This window comes from Paenibacillus sp. FSL R5-0766, assembly GCF_037971845.1.
Taxonomy (GTDB): Bacteria; Bacillota; Bacilli; order Paenibacillales; family Paenibacillaceae; genus Paenibacillus.
Map to the genome: position 1 here is coordinate 4501296 of NZ_CP150227.1, position 16761 is coordinate 4518056.

Annotated in this window: 21 protein-coding genes; 1 reads left to right on the forward strand and 20 read right to left on the reverse strand. The window is 47.1% G+C overall.

Features of this window, described 5'->3' with window-relative positions; genetic code table 11:
- Positions 1-5 precede the first annotated feature (5 nt).
- The 15 genes from folD to spoIIIAA all read right to left on the reverse strand — a co-directional run bounded on the left by folD (position 6) and on the right by spoIIIAA (position 11015).
- Positions 6-863: a bifunctional methylenetetrahydrofolate dehydrogenase/methenyltetrahydrofolate cyclohydrolase FolD gene (gene folD, locus MKY66_RS19465; protein WP_076215789.1), complete on the reverse strand. Its 858-nt coding sequence runs from the start codon at positions 861-863 to the stop codon at positions 6-8.
- Positions 864-980: 117 nt separating this feature from the next.
- Positions 981-1433, reverse strand: a complete 453-nt coding sequence (gene nusB / locus MKY66_RS19470) for a transcription antitermination factor NusB (RefSeq protein WP_076215787.1) — start codon at positions 1431-1433, stop codon at positions 981-983.
- Between the two features lie 222 nt (positions 1434-1655).
- On the reverse strand, positions 1656-1889 hold the full coding sequence (locus MKY66_RS19475; RefSeq protein ID WP_076215784.1) for a DUF2273 domain-containing protein: 234 nt from the start codon (positions 1887-1889) through the stop codon (positions 1656-1658).
- A 14-nt stretch (positions 1890-1903) separates the two neighbouring features.
- Positions 1904-2443 (reverse strand): alkaline shock response membrane anchor protein AmaP, encoded by a 540-nt coding sequence (gene amaP / locus MKY66_RS19480; protein WP_017687594.1) that lies wholly within the window; start codon positions 2441-2443, stop codon positions 1904-1906.
- Between the two features lie 146 nt (positions 2444-2589).
- Positions 2590-3000, reverse strand: coding sequence for an Asp23/Gls24 family envelope stress response protein (locus MKY66_RS19485; protein WP_017687593.1), 411 nt, complete (start codon positions 2998-3000; stop codon positions 2590-2592).
- A gap of 217 nt (positions 3001-3217) precedes the next feature.
- Complete coding sequence (gene accC / locus MKY66_RS19490) at positions 3218-4561, reverse strand: acetyl-CoA carboxylase biotin carboxylase subunit (protein ID WP_036614375.1); 1344 nt, start codon at positions 4559-4561, stop codon at positions 3218-3220.
- A 55-nt stretch (positions 4562-4616) separates the two neighbouring features.
- Positions 4617-5081: an acetyl-CoA carboxylase biotin carboxyl carrier protein gene (gene accB / locus MKY66_RS19495; RefSeq protein WP_036614903.1), complete on the reverse strand. Its 465-nt coding sequence runs from the start codon at positions 5079-5081 to the stop codon at positions 4617-4619.
- A gap of 139 nt (positions 5082-5220) precedes the next feature.
- Complete coding sequence (locus tag MKY66_RS19500; RefSeq protein ID WP_076215782.1) at positions 5221-6051, reverse strand: SpoIIIAH-like family protein; 831 nt, start codon at positions 6049-6051, stop codon at positions 5221-5223.
- Positions 6052-6117: 66 nt separating this feature from the next.
- Positions 6118-6756, reverse strand: a complete 639-nt coding sequence (gene spoIIIAG, locus MKY66_RS19505) for a stage III sporulation protein AG (protein WP_036614381.1) — start codon at positions 6754-6756, stop codon at positions 6118-6120.
- A gap of 15 nt (positions 6757-6771) precedes the next feature.
- The gene (spoIIIAF, locus tag MKY66_RS19510; RefSeq protein WP_076215779.1) at positions 6772-7602 is read right to left on the reverse strand and encodes a stage III sporulation protein AF; all 831 of its coding nucleotides are present in this window, start codon (positions 7600-7602) and stop codon (positions 6772-6774) included.
- Positions 7603-7633: 31 nt separating this feature from the next.
- Positions 7634-8824: a stage III sporulation protein AE gene (spoIIIAE, locus tag MKY66_RS19515; RefSeq protein WP_076215777.1), complete on the reverse strand. Its 1191-nt coding sequence runs from the start codon at positions 8822-8824 to the stop codon at positions 7634-7636.
- A gap of 20 nt (positions 8825-8844) precedes the next feature.
- Complete coding sequence (gene spoIIIAD, locus MKY66_RS19520) at positions 8845-9234, reverse strand: stage III sporulation protein AD (RefSeq protein WP_017687586.1); 390 nt, start codon at positions 9232-9234, stop codon at positions 8845-8847.
- A 32-nt stretch (positions 9235-9266) separates the two neighbouring features.
- Positions 9267-9470 carry a stage III sporulation protein AC gene (spoIIIAC, locus tag MKY66_RS19525; RefSeq protein ID WP_017687585.1) on the reverse strand — a complete coding sequence of 68 codons (204 nt, stop codon included), beginning with the start codon at positions 9468-9470 and terminating at the stop codon, positions 9267-9269.
- 29 nt (positions 9471-9499) lie between these two features.
- On the reverse strand, positions 9500-10018 hold the full coding sequence (spoIIIAB, locus tag MKY66_RS19530) for a stage III sporulation protein SpoIIIAB (RefSeq protein WP_036614389.1): 519 nt from the start codon (positions 10016-10018) through the stop codon (positions 9500-9502).
- Positions 10011-11015, reverse strand: coding sequence for a stage III sporulation protein AA (gene spoIIIAA / locus MKY66_RS19535; protein WP_036674989.1), 1005 nt, complete (start codon positions 11013-11015; stop codon positions 10011-10013). Before spoIIIAA ends, spoIIIAB begins: the two co-directional genes overlap by 8 nt.
- A 263-nt stretch (positions 11016-11278) precedes the next feature.
- Here spoIIIAA and MKY66_RS19540 point away from each other — a divergent pair, with 263 nt between their 5' ends.
- Entirely contained in the window at positions 11279-12028 is a 750-nt protein-coding gene (locus MKY66_RS19540; RefSeq protein ID WP_076215774.1) for a 2-phosphosulfolactate phosphatase, read from the forward strand.
- A gap of 85 nt (positions 12029-12113) precedes the next feature.
- On the opposite strand, the gene MKY66_RS19545 is transcribed toward MKY66_RS19540, so the two are convergent.
- The 5 genes from MKY66_RS19545 to MKY66_RS19565 form a co-directional block, all read right to left on the reverse strand.
- Entirely contained in the window at positions 12114-13367 is a 1254-nt protein-coding gene (locus MKY66_RS19545; protein WP_076215772.1) for an aspartate kinase, read from the reverse strand.
- A 190-nt stretch (positions 13368-13557) separates the two neighbouring features.
- On the reverse strand, positions 13558-14115 hold the full coding sequence (gene efp, locus MKY66_RS19550) for an elongation factor P (RefSeq protein ID WP_017687580.1): 558 nt from the start codon (positions 14113-14115) through the stop codon (positions 13558-13560).
- A 313-nt stretch (positions 14116-14428) separates the two neighbouring features.
- Complete coding sequence (locus MKY66_RS19555; RefSeq protein ID WP_076215769.1) at positions 14429-15502, reverse strand: Xaa-Pro peptidase family protein; 1074 nt, start codon at positions 15500-15502, stop codon at positions 14429-14431.
- A 39-nt stretch (positions 15503-15541) separates the two neighbouring features.
- Positions 15542-15985: a type II 3-dehydroquinate dehydratase gene (gene aroQ, locus MKY66_RS19560; RefSeq protein WP_062835278.1), complete on the reverse strand. Its 444-nt coding sequence runs from the start codon at positions 15983-15985 to the stop codon at positions 15542-15544.
- Between the two features lie 76 nt (positions 15986-16061).
- A complete protein-coding gene (locus MKY66_RS19565; RefSeq protein ID WP_076215766.1) occupies positions 16062-16640 on the reverse strand; it encodes a YqhR family membrane protein in 579 nt (192 codons plus the stop codon).
- Positions 16641-16761: the final 121 nt, after the last annotated feature.

Genomic DNA, 16761 nt, shown 5'->3' on the forward strand with positions numbered 1-16761 from the left:
AAACCCTAGGCCAATCCGTGAGCGCGTTTGGCAGCGATCAATGTATTTTGCATCAGCATTGTGATTGTCATCGGACCAACACCACCAGGAACGGGTGTAATTGGACCAGAAACTTGTTTCACGCTTTCGAAATCAACGTCTCCTGCCAGTTTGCCGTTCTCCAAACGGTTCATGCCGACATCAATAACCACAGCACCCGGTTTGACAAAATCAGCATCCACAAAGTTTGCACGACCGATGGCTACAACCAAAATATCCGCCTGACGTGTAATTTCTTTCATGTTGGCTGTACGGGAATGACACATCGTTACCGTTGCATTCTCACGTTGGAGCAACAGGGATACTGGTTTGCCAACGATGTTGCTTCTGCCGATGACTACTGCATGTTTACCAGACATTTCCAAACCAGTACGTTTGATCAGTTCAATTACACCCGCTGGGGTACATGGAAGCAGACTATCGTCTCCTATAACAAGATTACCAACATTGACTGGATGGAACCCGTCTACGTCTTTATCCACGGCAATCGCGTCAATGACCGCTTTCTCTTCGATATGCTTCGGTAGTGGTAGTTGAACCAAAATTCCGTTAATGGATTGTTGATTGTTCAGCTTGTCCACCAGCGCAAGCAGATCTTCTTGGGACGTATCTGCATCCAAGCGATGCACTTCGGAGTAGAAACCGAGGTCGTGACATGCTTTTTCTTTATTACGCACATAGACTTGGGATGCCGGATCTTCCCCGACGAGCACAACAGCCAGACCAGGTACTACCCCCTGTTCGCTAAGCTGTTTTACTTCTGTTGTCATGCTTGCGCGGATCTCTTGGGATACTTCTTTACCGTTAATAATAGATGCTGTCATTGTACTCTCTCTCCCTTATGTGAATATAAATTTAGAGGTTGTTCAAAAAGCCCGCTTTTGATTACGAAGGATACTGAAAACCGGTCTTTTTGAACACACACTATAATTAATCATAACTTAAGATAATTTTGCTTTAATGGTGTCAACTTCCTGAATTATGCGTCCAAGTACGCCATTGACGAACTTACCGGATTCTTCTGTACCAAAATATTTGGACAGTTCAATCGCTTCATTGACGGATACTTTTGCCGGAATGTCATCACGGAACACCATTTCATACGTAGATAGTCGTAGAATCTGGCGATCTACACGTGACAGACGGCTGATCTGCCAACCTTTCAAATAATCCACAAGAAGACCGTCAATTGCTTCCTTATTGTTCCAGGCTCCTTGTACAATCTCAGTAACATAAGTACGCATTACATCTGCATCGCGAATAACTACTTCGGTTTCATTATCTTCAGCAGCTTCATTGATCAACATGTTTACAGCTTCTGCTGCACCTACCTCATTCATTTCCATCTGATACAGACTTTGTACTGCAATTTCCCTTGCCAAACGTCTTTTCATGTCCTGCCTCCTGCAGCGCTCCGTCTGGAGCGTCATCATGCTTATTTTATAATCCATGCATCCATCTCATCAAATCCTGTAACGGTTAGATCAATGGCTTACACGGTATTGTTATTGTTATCCCTTTTCACAAAAAAACCTGCAATACGTTTCCTCCAAAAAACGGGCAACCTAAACTACAGCTCTATTTTCGGAAGAAACATATTGCAGGGTTCAGGTAGGTCACTTAAACGGACGCCAGCGATCGCCAAGCCATTGTCCCCACTCCCTCCAGGGAATGGCCGAACCCAGCTTCGAATCGCTTCGTCTGCCTAACGTATAACCGATGAACACCAAGAGTGCAAAGAACAACATATCCCAAAAACCGATCCATACATAAAGAAATCCAAAAAAGATGCCGCCGATGATTCCGGTAATTCGGCCTCTGTGACTATCCCAAATCTCTTTCCACAGCATCAGTGAAACTCACCTCATTCCACTCGACTCTTGTAGTTAGGCGACTGGGTTACATTAGCGATATACACCGTGACAAAAGAAACCGGGATGCCCGTAATCTCTTGTACATGATCATGTATCGCCTTTTGCAGATCAGAAGTCAGCGCAGGAATAGGTGTCTCACCATCCACTACCGCACGGATCATAATCTCCAGTCCTGACTCAACCACACGTATGCGTGCCTTGACATCACGTACTCCCCGGAAACGAGAAGTTGCCTTCAAACAGAGATTCTCAATCGTCTCCATCGAAATCTGTACATCACCAAACTCAGTACGTTGATCTACAGACGGCAACGATGCACGCTCACGCCGAACCGAGATGTAGAAAAATCGCAAACTCAGGATAAACAAAATCGCTGCTGCAATAACCGATGCAACAATAACGTTTTGTTCCTGCTGGTAATTCAATTCGTAAGGCAGCACACCGCTAATCAGAAGAATGACGGCTGCCGATATTGCTCCAACGCTTATGCTGTATATAAACAACAGAAGCCGATCCAGTATTTTAGCCACGAACTGCACAGCCTCCCTTGCTCACTAACATTACTTAACCAGTTCACTAGCAAAAAATCAGATCCTCATCTAGCTTTCGCTATAATGAAGACCTGTCCAAGACGGGATAACCCCCGGCAGATGATGCCGGGGGAATCTGTCTTCTTTTATTTTACGCGCTGACTGTTCAGGTCGATCTCTTCCACTTTCTCGGTGCTCTTGAACTGAACGTCATGAATGTGCACATTCACTTCATTCACATTCAATCCTGTCATGTTCTCGATGGAACGTTTCACGTTCTGTTGAATCTCCGTAGCTACTTGTGGCAGACGGTATCCGTACTCGATAATTACGGAAACATCAACTGCCGCTTCACGTTGGCCCACTTCAACTTTAACGCCTTTGGAAAGGTTTTTGCGACCCAGCAATTCAGCAAATCCGCCAGCGAATCCGCCACTCATGCCTGCGACACCTTTCACTTCAAGGGTTGCCAATCCAGCAATCACTTCAATAACTTCAGGTGCGATCTGGATTTCACCGATATCCGTTCGTTCAAATTCAGTCGGTAGTGTACTCATAACTGTTCAACACACCTTTCGCGAGATAAGTTTGCGGCCATCCGTCAGGGCGCTGGAATCAGGTCAATCGACCTTCAGAACCCTTCCGGTCCGGCTTTACCGGAACTCCTGCAAACATCCGCGAGGTGCGGGCTTATCCTTTGCAGGAGACATGCGCTCTTATTATTCATACTATATCATTTGGGCTACATTATGACAAACAAGCCCAATATACCTTTTAAATCTCGTTTTCCTCAAGAAATTTGATATCAAAGTCACCACGAATGAACGTTGGGTGCTCCAGCAATTTCTGATGGAAAGGAATGGTTGTGGATATGCCTTCAATCGCAAATTCCCCAAGCGCACGTTTCATCTTGGCAATCGCCTCTTCACGATTCGCTCCCCACACAATCAATTTTGCGATCATGGAGTCATAGAAAGGTGAAATGGTATAACCCGGATAAGCAGCACTATCTACACGAACGCCAGGTCCTCCCGGTGCAAGGTAGAATCCGATTTTGCCTGGGGATGGCATGAAGTTACGGTCCGGATCTTCTGCATTGATACGACATTCAATGGACCAGCCATTGATAACCACGTCTTCCTGACGGAATGAGAGTGGGTTGCCTTCAGCTACCGAGATCATCTCACGGATCAGATCCACGCCAGTAACCATCTCAGTCACCGGGTGCTCTACCTGAATACGCGTATTCATCTCCATGAAATAGAACTCGCCATTCGGGCTGAGCAGGAACTCCAATGTACCCGCTCCCGAGTAATCCACAGCAAGGGCAGCCCGTACCGCAGCTTCGCCCATCAGTGTACGCACATCTTCGGAGAGAATCGGACACGGAGCTTCTTCTACCAATTTCTGGCGACGACGCTGAACCGAGCAATCACGCTCTCCCAAATGTGCTGCATTTCCGTGTTTATCAGCAATGATCTGAATTTCCACGTGTTTCATACCTGTCAGGAATTTCTCCAGATATACTCCTGCATTGCCAAATGCCTTTTGTGCTTCCTGCTGAGCAGCGGTAATCTGCTTAATCAGCGTTTCTTCATCTTCGGCAATACGAATTCCCTTACCTCCGCCACCAGCAGTAGCTTTGATAATGATAGGATATCCGATATCTCTAGCAATCATGATGGCTTCATCCATATTTTCAACAAGGCCATCTGATCCTGGAATAACAGGTACTCCTGCATCTTTCATCGTTTGTTTGGCAACAGCCTTGTCTCCCATTTTGGTAATGGCTTCGGGTGAAGGCCCGATGAATGTAATGTTGCAAGACTCACAAATTTCCGCAAAATCAGCATTCTCCGCCAAAAAACCGTATCCAGGGTGGATTGCATCACATTCCGTCAGCGTAGCTACACTCATCAGGTTTGTGAAGTTGAGGTAACTGTCCTTAGACAGTGTCGGTCCGATACAATAAGCCTCATCTGCAAGACGAACATGCAGAGAATCCTTGTCCGCTTCCGAATAGACGGCTACCGTTGAGATGCCGATTTCACGGCAGGCACGAATAATACGTACCGCAATCTCTCCACGGTTCGCAATCAGTATTTTTTGAAATTTCATTTCGTTTTGTCCTCCTTCGAAGCTCATGCGGTTAGCTGTTAACCAGCTATAACGGTTATTCCGGTTTCACCAGGAAAAGGGGCTGCCCATACTCGACCAGCTGTCCGTTCTCAACCAGCACTTCAACGATTTCTCCCTTGATGTCCGCATCAAGCTCGTTCATCAGCTTCATAGCTTCGATGATACATACCGTTGTTTTCTCAACAACTTTATCACCAGCGCTCACAAAAGGACCCGCTTCCGGCGAGGAAGCTCTGTAAAAAGTACCTACCATCGGAGATACAATTTTATGTAAATGACTTGTAGTATCGACCTGCGGTGCAGCTTCACTTACCACTGCTGCCGGCTGTACTTGCGGAGCAGCAATCATTTGCGGTTGTACAGCAGCTGCTTGAACATACTCCGTTTTGCCCGGTTTGCGGATTGATAACCGTGATCCTTCATTTTCAATTTCCAACTCTTGAACGGAACTTTCATCTACCAGTTTAATCAGTTCTTTGATTTCACTCAATTTAAACATTTCCATTATTCACTCCTTCGGCATCATGCCAGTCTCACTAGGACGGTCATATGGCTTTATGTATTATATCATAATCATTAAAAATGGAAAGAGCCCGAGAGTACAACCGGCTCCCGGGACTGCATTTCCATGATTTGGATTACTGTTCTGTGACGTATTGCACGCTGATTTTGTTCTGTGAAACCGCCAATTCTTTCATGACCAGATCCACAATGGATACCGCCTGTTTTACATCCAGTTTGTCACTGAGGACCACAACTTTATACTTGTCGGCATCTTCTTGAACGATCGCATTAGCGTACTGTTGAGAGAGCGTCTCCTCAATGCCAGTGATTTTAGCTTCTTTTTCTTCCAGTGTACGGAGTTGCTCCGTTGCTTTGGCATTCTCCTCTGGCGTTTTGCTCAGATCACCTGCCACGGTCATCAGTTCCTCATACTTACGATTGTTGCTTTCCTCACGTTGCCACTGGTAGTTCTGGAACTGGCTGCTCGCAGATGCTGTCGTATTCTGCTCTTCCATTTCCTTGAGGACTTCCTCATCTGTCTTGGTTGCAGTGCCGTCTGCCTGACCGTCTGTCTCCGGTGTAGTTGTTGCGCCTTTGTCGGTCTCTTTGTTGGTTTCTTTGCCTGCCTCACCCTTATTCTCGCCTGGTTCGACAGCAGGGGTTTTCTCTGTATTTCCAGCTTCTTCACCTTCCGTAGCCGCCGGTTCTTCCACAGCGCCAGCCGCACTTGGATCACTTTCAACTTCGCCGCTATTCACCACTTCATTTACAACCAAACCTTCTGTAGGATCAAGAATGCCTGCCGTCTCCTTGGCTTCCCCCTGCTTGATTCCATCCACTTGCTGACTGTCAGCCACCGGCGCGTTGACTGGACCGGAATCCTCAGTGAACAGATAATACGCGGACAAAATGACCATCAGACTCAGCATGGAAACGAGCCATACCGTTTGACGTTTGTTATTCATTAGAACTTCCTCCTCAAATTGGCTTCAATCTTATGAGAATTGAATCTTGTGATTCAACACATCAGATTAGTCTTGTTTGCGCGGTACAACCGAGATCCGGTAGGCTGCCACATTCAGTCCTTTTTCCACAGCATCGGTTATGAGGTCCTTCACAACCTTGTTCTCTGCACCCCTCGCAACCACAAGCACCCCACGGATCTGCGGTTTGAGCTTTTTGGTCACTATAGGTGTCTGATCCCCTGCTATTTCGTACGTAATAATCTCGCCATCACGGGTATATTGGGTCATATGTCGTTTGCCCCCGCTAGCATCCGTTTCTTCGGTAAGTTGCTGAGAATCCTTCACGTTCCGCTGAACGACCAATTCTTCTGTGGAATCCACGGTAACCATCACATCAACCGTTCCCACACCAACAATGTTTTCCAGCACACCTTTAATTTTGTCTTCAAATGCAATTTCGATCGCCTGAAAAGGATTCTGTTCTGACGGATCACTCTGTATGGATGCCATGGATGTTGCCGGGTCCGGTGGTTCCCGACCGATATTTTCGGAATCAATTTTTTTGACATTGACGAAGGAATTGAACAGCATGATTCCCACCCCGATCAAACCCAGGATAATCAGCCAGCGGAAGGTTTGACTTCGCCTTGCCCCACCCTCTCCGCCACCCATCCAGGTTTCCATCTTTTTGAACCATTGTTTCATCGGACACCCTCCTTCTCAGAGCACTTCAGCACTTTTTGGTTCTGTCACTTGAACGTTGTTCGCATCAATATCCCACTTTTCAGTCAACAATGTAATAATCTGCACCGCATGTTCGGACCTTGTGGATGTCTCACCTTGCTGCTTGGACTCATCTGCCTGATCACGTATAACAGGCTCGGAAGACGCTTCATTTCCATTATGTTGACTTTTACTCACATCAATCTGTACATCAGGCACTTCAATCTGACCGATCTGGATGGGCTGCTGTATTTGATGTGTTTCATCCTTCTCGGATTCTGTGTCTGTTCCAAATATAGGTTGTGTATTTGCAGCAACTTCTTGCTGCGTTGAATTCACTTCTCCTCCTGCCTTCTCTCCTGCCATCTCAACCAACACACGCTGGATTACAGGCAGTTCGACTGACGAGGCTGCTTCCATTTCCGTTTCATATTTACTCATTGCCAGTTGCACCTCTACGGACCGAACCTTCGCTCCTGTTGTTTCTTCAATCTGGCCTTTCATGACATTAGCCAGTTCTTTCGCTGTCCATTGTAAGGATTGTTCCTGTTCATTGGATTGCAGCCGCTTGCCCTGAGCTAATATCTGTTCGAGCGTTGCATTTCCATCCGCTGGAGCATCCATTGCCGACATTGCCCGTTTCAGTTCGCCAACCGGATCACTTTTGAGGAGCTTGGTTATGGGTGATAAAAGGGTCAGCAGGATGAGAAGGCTCAGCACAAGCTTGACATAACGTTCCATGGATCTATTGGGCAACAGCATATCCACAAAAGTCGCCAGCAGAACGATCATAATCAATTCCTGGAGCCAGTTGCTCAGCCACCCCATCCTTTCCATCCCCTTTCTTGCCAACATACATTCAGCGCATCATGACAGTCATATTACCCGCGGTCAACAAGATGGTAATGGCCAGGAAAAACATCAGCCCGACGGCTGCGAGCGCCGCAAATACGTAGATCATGCTCTTACCGATGGCCTGGAGGCATCCTACAATCGGGGTGTCTCCTAGCGGTTGCATAATGGCACCAGTCACGTTATATATCAAGGCAAGAGCCAGGATTTTGAGTGCCGGAAAGGCACATAGAAACAAAATGATGATCACTCCGGTGAGTCCAATTGCATTTTTGACAAGTAAAGAAGCTGTAATTACCGTATCCGTCGCATCCGCAAATGTTCTGCCCACGACAGGTACAAAGTTGCCTGCGATGTATTTGGCGGCCTTCAGGCTGACTCCATCCGCTACCGATCCCGATGCTCCCTGAACCGAGATTACACCCAAAAACATCGTCAGCAGGATACCCAGCAGTGCCACACTAATATTGCGCAGGAGGTCTGCCAGCTGTGTCAGCTTGTACTTGTCAGACAATGAACTGACGAGATGCAGAACAGCTGAGAAGAAGAGTAATGGGAATACCAGCAAGTGAATCAACGTACTCACCAGATGAATCATGAAAATGATGAGTGGATGTGTCACCGAGACGGTGATGACATTACCCATGGACGCAAGCAGTGTGAATAACAACGGAACCATGGCCATCATGAAGTTGATCATGCCGGTTATGGCATCCTTGGCGTATCCGATCGCCACACTGAAGCTGTTGATTGCAATAATGATGATGACCATATAACAGATGGAATAGGCGATTTTGCTAATATTATTTTTCTCAAATGCGGTCTGAAGTGTCTCCAGAATCATGCTGAGTACACTTAACATCACAATCGTGACCAGAAGTTTGCCATTATATAAAATTTCATGCAGCATGAAGGTTCCTATCGCCACAAACACCGATTTCAGGCTGAATCCTTCATTGCCGGGGATTAACATATCCATGAAGGAAGGGGTCTTCCCCTCCGGGAAGAAACCACCGTATTGTTGCATCAGTTGATCCCAGTATTTCTCCACCTGATCCTTGGGAAGCTGATCGGCCTGCTGTTCCATCCACTCACCGGAAGGCGAGGTTGCAGTAACCTGTCCCAGGATACCAAACAGAAAACAGAGCATCAGCACAACCGTAAGGCGCCACTGCGGCTTAAGATGCATTGATTTCATATGGAGTCCGCACGCCCTTTCTACACCGGCATCAGCTTCATGACGGTTTCGATAATAATGCTGATGATCGGTATAGCAAGTACAAGGATCAGTACCTTACCAGCCAGTTCGATCTTGGACGCAATGCTCTCCTGACCTGCATCCCTGACAATCTGTGCGCCAAATTCAGCGATGTACGCTATGCCAATAATTTTCAGCACCGTTTTCAGATAAATACTTTCCATGCCTGAATTCTCGGCAAGCCGCTTCAACACTTCGATGACTGCACCGATTTTGCCAATCAACAACATGAAGATGACAATGCCGGTCGCGGCAGCAATCAGAAAGGCAAACATCGGTTTCTGTTCCTTAATGACCAGAATGAGCACTGTTGCGATGAGCGCCAAACCTACAACTTGGATAATTTCCACAGGTCACCACCATCCGGCTTCATGACCGTTTTTCATTGAAAAAGAAATATCGATTTGATCTCTTGTAGCAGGCTGTCCAGCATACGGACCACCATGAACAATACAACGACAAATCCGATTACGGTCACCCAGTGAGCCATATCTTCCTTTCCCATTTGTTTCAGTACCGTGTGAATCATGGCAATGATGATTCCGATACCCGCAATTTGAAAGATTGCGTTCACTTCTAGATTCATGACCTTGGCACCTCACTATCCCGGCTATTTCAGAAGATCAGAATGACGATTAACGCTCCGACAAGCATCCCGAGGCTTCGGCTCATTCGTTCATATTTCATTTGATCGGCCTGGGCGCGGGATTCCTCATGCATTAGTTGTTGAATGGCTAACGATATATGTTTGGTCTGATCCTGACGGTCACTTGTGCCAAGGCTGAAGCTTAATTGCAGCATCACTTCCTTCTCGTCAGCCTTCATGGCCGATCTTCCCCACGCCAGATCCACGCCTGACTGCAGACTTTCCCGGGCAGTGAGTCCATGAGGAGGTTCCATCTGTGTAGCTGCATGAAGAAACAGCGTCTTTACAGGTTCTTTAGTCTGTGCTCCCATCTTGCCCATGGCATCGGGAAGTGGAGTGAGCCCATAGTTAATCTCCGTCATTAGTCGCTGGAGGGCTGCAATGAGTTCTCGCAACTGTCTCGGTCTTAATGCATACTGTCTGGCCTTGTAAAATCCGGCGAGGGTGCTGGCTAACAGAATAATTACCGCACCAAACATGTTAACCAAAGGCTTCACCTCCTGCCCCGGTCTGCTGCAACCCACGCATTTTGCCATCAGCCAGCCGAAAGGTCATGCCCCGGCTCGTCCGTTGCAGCTGGACATAACGTTGAAACATCTGCTCCGTAATTAAGGTTCTGAGGGCGGGTCTGGCCGACAGCTCCGATAGGTCACGGCCATGCGCAGTCGCAATCACTGAGACTCCTGCATGCAGGGCTTCCATCACCGCTTCGGCATCCTCCGGACGACCGATCTCGTCCACAATCAGGACATCGGGCGACATGGAGCGAAGCATCATCATCATGCCCTCAGCCTTCGGACAACCGTCCATCACATCTGTTCGGGGACCTACGTCGAATCCAGGTACCCCTTTGTAGCTACCAGCGATTTCGGACCTTTCATCCACAATGCCCACTTTCAGACGCGGACGTATTCCCTGAACCAGTTCAGTTCCCCCTGTAAGCTTTGTACCACTGCTAATTTGTCTCGCCAGATCTCGCAGCAACGTCGTTTTCCCTTGTTGTGGTGGTGATAGGATCAACGTGTGCAGGACCTGTCCGCTCTTCATATCGAGAAGATAAGGAAGAATACGATCAGCCACTCCATGTACCTCACGGGCTACCCGAACGTTAAACCCGTTAATGTCACGCAGGTATTCGACACGCCCACCGCTTAGCACCGTTCGTCCAGCAAGCCCGATTCGATGTCCCCCAGGTATGGTGATGAACCCTTTACGCAGTTCCTCTTCCAATGTATAAAGTGAATGGTTACTGATCAGGTCCAGCAACCTGTGCGTCACTTCTTTCTGAGGAACATACGCTTCTTCAGGATTCCCGGTCGGACAACCTTGAGGTGTCAGGAAGTGGTATGTGTTGCCTGCATTAATCTCCAGGGGTCTGCCTTCACGAATACGTACTTCCTCCACTTGTTCCAATAGAGCGGGTGGCATTCTTCCAAGAATGGTTCGGATCGGTTCCGGAAAAAGTTCCCTCCAGTTCACCTTCATGAGTAGGCTCCTCCAACCTTGAGATCATTTGGTTCACACTTCTGGCGCTTGTTCATATCTCAAGTTTATGCCTGTACATTTAATTTATGACGCTGAAATCTATCAATTCTTCAGAATACGGTTGAGAGTTGAAACCATAGATGCACCTTCTGTTCTAGGCACCCGTCTAGATGTGCATGCATATAGTAATTGCAGATAGGTAAGTTCCATTTCGGTTCAAAACAGAACTACCGATCCCCAGATACAGAAAGGAGTTGTGGGGAGTGCGAGTTGATGTCGTTGGCAATGTGAATGAAGTACGTACTATTGATATTGCAGGGCGAAGTGCAGTTGTCATTGATGTATTGTGTACGACCAGTACAATTGTTACGGCTCTGGCGTATGACGCTTCGGCTGTGATTGCCGTAGAGACCGTTCCACAAGCCAAACAAATGGAAGTGAAAGATTGCATTCGAGGCGGGGAGCGTTTTGACAAAAAAATCACCGGATTCGAGGCGGGTAACTCCCCCTATGAATATATGACTGAGGACATTGTAGATAAAACGATCATACTGACCACAACCGATGGAACCCGCGCCTTGATTAAAGCTTCCAGGGCGAAACATGTACTAGCTGGATCATTTCTCAATGTCAGGGCTGTCGCAGCAGTGCTCTGCCAACTTCAACGAGATGTATTGCTGTTATGTGCGGGGAATCAGGATGAATTTGCTCTGGAGGACGCCTTGTGTGCTGGATGTATCATCGACGAACTGCACCGTCAATCCTGTTCTCCCCTCCAACTTAACGATCTCGGCATAGTGCTTCATCAGGCGGTATCCCAATGTCAGGAGAGCATCCCGGAGTTGGTGCAGGGATCTGTTAGCGGGCGGAGGCTTGAAAAGTTAGGCAGAGTTCATGACATTTCATATTGTTCTCAATTAAACTTGCTGGATTGTGTTCCCGAGATGGGGGAGGGGAACCTCATGCAACCTTATAGAGGTATACGCGGCGGAAAGATGTTCAAGTTGATGTGAGAATTAATATGAGAACAACAAAAAAGGTGTACTGCTGCCTATTGGCAACAGTACACCTTTGCTAATTTACATACACAGAAAATACTTATCTGCGATCTTGAGGTCCACCGACAACGGCTTGCTCGGCAGTGTCGAGATCATATGCTGTATGCAATGCCTTAATGACGTCATGCAGCTTATCTCCGTCAATAACACAAGATACTTTGATCTCGGAAGTGCTCACCATCTTGATACTCACGCCTTCAGCGGAAATAACTTTGAACATCTTCGCAGCTACACCAGGATGACTGACCATGCCTGCGCCAACAATGGAGATTTTAACGAGGTTCTCCTCTGATGTGACTTCACGGTAAGGCAAACGGCTGTGAAGGCCTTCAATGACACGTAATGCGTTCTCACGATCAGACAGCGCCACAGAGAATGAGAAGTCTGCTTTGCCATCCATCACACCGCTCTGAACGATAATGTCCACATCCAGCTGATTGGATGCAAGCGCACCAAATACTTCGGCCAGAACTCCTGGTACATCCGGCACACCCAGAATACTGATGCGAGCCACGTTTTTGTCATAGGCAATACCACTAACCACTACGCCTTGTTCCATTGCTGCTTCCTCCTTCACAACCGTTCCTTCATTATGGTTAAAGCTGGATCTTACAATTAAAGGTACACCGGAATGCTTCGCGTACTCTACTGCACGCGGATGCAACACCGCTGCTCCCAAATTAGCGAGCTCCAGCATTTCGTCATACGATATTTCCTTCAGCTTGCGCGCAACCTTAACGATCCGCGGGTCCGTAGAATATATACCGTCTACATCCGTATAGATCTCACACGCATCAGCCTTAATTGCTGCCGCCAGCGCTACAGCAGTTGTATCCGAACCACCACGACCCAGCGTTGTGATCTCGCCGTCTTCCGTCATGCCCTGGAAGCCTGCAACAATAACAATGTTGCCCTCGGCAAGTGCTGCATTCACACGGTCAGGTTGAATATCATGAATACGTGCTTTTCCGTGAACCGGCTCTGTGCGGAATCCCGCTTGCCAGCCCGTGAACGATACTGCCTTACGTCCAAGCGCTTGAATAGCCATCGATAACAAAGAAATCGAAATCTGTTCTCCTGTCGTTAAGAGCATATCCATCTCACGAGCAGGAAGATCACTATTCAGTTGTTTTGCCTGATCAATCAAATCATCTGTTGTATCCCCCATGGCCGAAACCACGACTACACACCGATGTCCTTCATCAGCTTTTTCTACAACACGTCCGGCTACACGCTTCATGCGTTCTGTATCTCCGACCGAGCTGCCCCCAAATTTCATGACGTACAATGACAACGCAAATCCACTCCCTACCTTGTGCAGTATGCATAATTAATGTCCATCGTCATTATTCTCTACGAGAAATGACTTTAACCCAGTATATTACGAAAGCGCCTGATAGGCTAATCTTTTTTCGAAAAAACCCTCTGCCAAAGGAATGGCAAAGGGTTGTTAATAACCTTTTTTAGCTTACAAGCTGTGAAAGTTACGCACGGGAAGAGTATTTACCTTCACGTGTGTCAATCAGGAGAACGTCACCTTCGTTAATGAACAAAGGAACCTGTACGTTCAAGCCTGTTTCCACTTTTGCATTTTTGGTAGCGCCTTGTGCAGTGTTACCTTTAACACTTGGCTCAGTCTCGATGACTTTCAACTCAACGCTTGTTGGCAAGTCAATTCCGAGGATTTCACCTTGGTAGCTAACGATCTTAACGACCATGTTTTCTTTCAGGAAGTTCAATTCCCATTCCAGTTGATCACTAGTCAATGTGAACTGATCATAGGTTTCGTTATCCATGAACGTGTGCTCTGTACCGCTTGCATACAGGTAGGATACGCCACGGTTTTCGATGATGGCACGACCAATCGTTTCGCCTGCACGGAATGTTTTTTCAACGGTGTTACCATTACGCAGGTTTTTCAATTTGGAACGTACAAAGGCAGCACCTTTACCTGGTTTAACGTGTTGGAAATCAAGAACGGTATAGATATCGTTATCTACTTGCACGGTCAAGCCTGTTTTAAAATCGTTTACTGAAATCACAAAAAATCCCTCCTGATATGGTTAAAAAGTAGGTGATATAAGACGATGAGTTAATGTAAAAGGTGGGTTTATTCTGAATTGATGACCATGTGCGATGTGACCGTTACGGGTTCGGATCGTTCCTCCGATCGCTGTTGTCTCCTCATTTTCCCGATTAGATTTTAATAAGGTTTAAAATGAGGAGACAAAGGCGAGAGCTTCGCTTCTTCAGAATCGATTCCGCTCCCTTCACTACTTTTGCAATGGTCCATAACAATCAGCAATAACCTGTACCTTTATATTAAAAATCGTCTTATATCCCTGTGGCTGTAATTTAGCCGATTACGGTGAACTTCTTGTCCGACTTCGTGAGAATATGAATACCCGTCTCGGTAATCACTACGTCATCCTCGATACGCACGCCGCCAAGCCCGTCAATATATATACCCGGTTCAACGGTAACAACCATACCCGGTTTCAATACATCGTCGCTAAGCTTGGACAAGCGAGGAGCTTCGTGAACTTCCATACCCAGACCGTGGCCTGTGCTGTGTCCGAATTGATCTCCATATCCGTGACCTGCAATGATATCACGAGCCAATGCATCTGCTTCCCGTCCGGTCATGCCCGGTTTCAGGTTCTCCAGCGTATGTAACTGAGCTTCCAGTACAATGTCATAAATTTTGCGCAGTTCAGGTACAGGTGTACCTGTTGCAATGGTACGTGTCAGATCTGAACAGTATCCGTCCAAAAGTGCACCAAAGTCAAATGTAATTAACTCATTCTGTCCGATGACCTTGCTGCTCGCTACACCGTGAGGCATAGCAGAACGTTCACCCGAAGCTACAATGGTGTCAAACGAAGAGGACGTTGCTCCATGTTTGCGCATGAAAAACTCCATCTCCAGATCCACTTCACGCTCCGTCATACCTTGTTTTGCAAACTGCAAAACGTGGCTGAACGTGGCATCCGCCAGATCTGCTGCTCTCTGCATGACCGCGATCTCATCTTCATCCTTGAACATACGAAGTTGTTCCACGATCCCGGATACAGCTTTCAGTTCGATAGATTGAAGTGCTTCAGCATAAGCGGAATGCGTGCCAAATGTAACACTATCCTGCTCGAAGCCCACTTCTTTGATATTCGCGGATGCCAGTAGTTCACGCACTGTATCCATCGGCTTGGCTCCATGCTCCACAACGGTGAATCCTTTGGCTTGTTGAGGCGCTTGTGACATATAACGGAAATCAGTCAGCAGATATGCATCCTGTTCCGTAATCAGCACATATCCCGCCGAGCCTGTAAAACCCGTCATATAACGACGGTTAATCGGGTTTGTAATCAGCATTGCAGTGAGTTCATGCTCACGCATGGCTTCACGCAACTTATTTACTCGTTTGTTTTCCATCGGTAACCCTTCTTTCTCTCACATTCCCGGGTTCCCGGCTCAGGTTTGTTTGTCCAGATGACGCACAAGAGCCAGCAATCCCAGTTCATAGCTTACTTCGCCAAATCCGGCAATCTGCCCGATTGTTTCCGCTGCAATCACTGAATGATGTCTGAACGCTTCGCGTGCATGAATGTTGGATAGATGTACTTCCACCGTAGGGACTTTTACAGCATTGATTGCATCACGTATAGCATAGCTATAATGGGTAAATGCTCCGGCATTCAGTATGATTCCGTCTGCCTCACCCATCGCTGCATGAATGCGGTCAATGATGTCTCCTTCATGGTTCGATTGATAAAAAGCGATGGAGACGCCAAGTTCATCAGCCTGTCTGCGAATTTTGTCTTCAATATCCTTCAGACTAAGCGTTCCATAGATGCCCGGTTCACGTACACCAAGCATGTTCAGGTTCGGACCATTGATCACAATAATTCGTTTCATCGCTTCTCCACCCTCTCTGCAAATAACCATCTGCTATTTTAACACAGCCATTGCCGGATTGAGAAGCTTTTTTGCGCTATGCCCCCGCTTGCTCCGGCTCACGTTTGCGTTCGTCCGTGTACTCCATGGCTACCGTGTAACCAATGAACAGCCCCCATAACAAAAAGAAACAGAGTTCCGTGATGATTGAATCCCACGTTAAACCGTTCAAAGGCTTCATCATCCCGAGTTTCGGTCCTACCAGTATAAAGAGAATCAGCCACCAGACAATTCCATACACCATGCCGGGTACCGGCCCTTTTAATTTTCTAATCGTGAACGTGTAGAGCAAGGAAGCCAAGATGGAAAAAACGATAAAAAACAACCAGCCTGTCAAATGTCCAGCTGCGGTATATATATATTCATGTTTGAAAAAAGGCTCGGCCAGAAATCCGACAGGTACAATCGTAAAATGCAGCAGATAGAATAGCCAATGCAGCCCGCCCCAGATAAAACCGGCAAAGAAGCCAAGCTCTAACGCAAAGGGAAATGGCTTCGTGTAGTAGTGAGCTTGACCTTGCCTCTGGGTAGGGCGCCTGCCTCTGTCTTTTTGCTGCCGTTCTTTCGAACGTTGGCCTTCATCTCGCGATGTATCTTCATGCGTACGCTCTGTCATCAATATTCTCCTTCATTCAGTTGATAATCCCGCATTATGCCTCGAATTTCCGCTCCGATTCTACGAGGTAGTATGTTCAAAACAGGACAATCTTAACAACATCCTTCAAGGTTTGACTCAC

What these genes read in the sequence shown, in the direction of transcription:
- folD (WP_076215789.1), bottom strand. Translation starts at nt 863, where the DNA reads ATGACAGCATCTATTATTAACGGTAAAGAAGTATCCCAAGAGATCCGC.
- nusB (WP_076215787.1), bottom strand. Translation starts at nt 1,433, where the DNA reads ATGAAAAGACGTTTGGCAAGGGAAATTGCAGTACAAAGTCTGTATCAG.
- MKY66_RS19475 (WP_076215784.1), bottom strand. Translation starts at nt 1,889, where the DNA reads ATGCTGTGGAAAGAGATTTGGGATAGTCACAGAGGCCGAATTACCGGA.
- MKY66_RS19485 (WP_017687593.1), bottom strand. Translation starts at nt 3,000, where the DNA reads ATGAGTACACTACCGACTGAATTTGAACGAACGGATATCGGTGAAATC.
- accC (WP_036614375.1), bottom strand. Translation starts at nt 4,561, where the DNA reads ATGAAATTTCAAAAAATACTGATTGCGAACCGTGGAGAGATTGCGGTA.
- accB (WP_036614903.1), bottom strand. Translation starts at nt 5,081, where the DNA reads ATGTTTAAATTGAGTGAAATCAAAGAACTGATTAAACTGGTAGATGAA.
- MKY66_RS19500 (WP_076215782.1), bottom strand. Translation starts at nt 6,051, where the DNA reads ATGAATAACAAACGTCAAACGGTATGGCTCGTTTCCATGCTGAGTCTG.
- spoIIIAG (WP_036614381.1), bottom strand. Translation starts at nt 6,756, where the DNA reads ATGAAACAATGGTTCAAAAAGATGGAAACCTGGATGGGTGGCGGAGAG.
- spoIIIAF (WP_076215779.1), bottom strand. Translation starts at nt 7,602, where the DNA reads ATGGGGTGGCTGAGCAACTGGCTCCAGGAATTGATTATGATCGTTCTG.
- spoIIIAE (WP_076215777.1), bottom strand. Translation starts at nt 8,824, where the DNA reads ATGAAATCAATGCATCTTAAGCCGCAGTGGCGCCTTACGGTTGTGCTG.
- spoIIIAC (WP_017687585.1), bottom strand. Translation starts at nt 9,470, where the DNA reads ATGAATCTAGAAGTGAACGCAATCTTTCAAATTGCGGGTATCGGAATC.
- spoIIIAA (WP_036674989.1), bottom strand. Translation starts at nt 11,015, where the DNA reads ATGAAGGTGAACTGGAGGGAACTTTTTCCGGAACCGATCCGAACCATT.
- MKY66_RS19555 (WP_076215769.1), bottom strand. Translation starts at nt 15,502, where the DNA reads ATGGAAAACAAACGAGTAAATAAGTTGCGTGAAGCCATGCGTGAGCAT.
- aroQ (WP_062835278.1), bottom strand. Translation starts at nt 15,985, where the DNA reads ATGAAACGAATTATTGTGATCAATGGTCCGAACCTGAACATGCTTGGT.
- MKY66_RS19565 (WP_076215766.1), bottom strand. Translation starts at nt 16,640, where the DNA reads ATGACAGAGCGTACGCATGAAGATACATCGCGAGATGAAGGCCAACGT.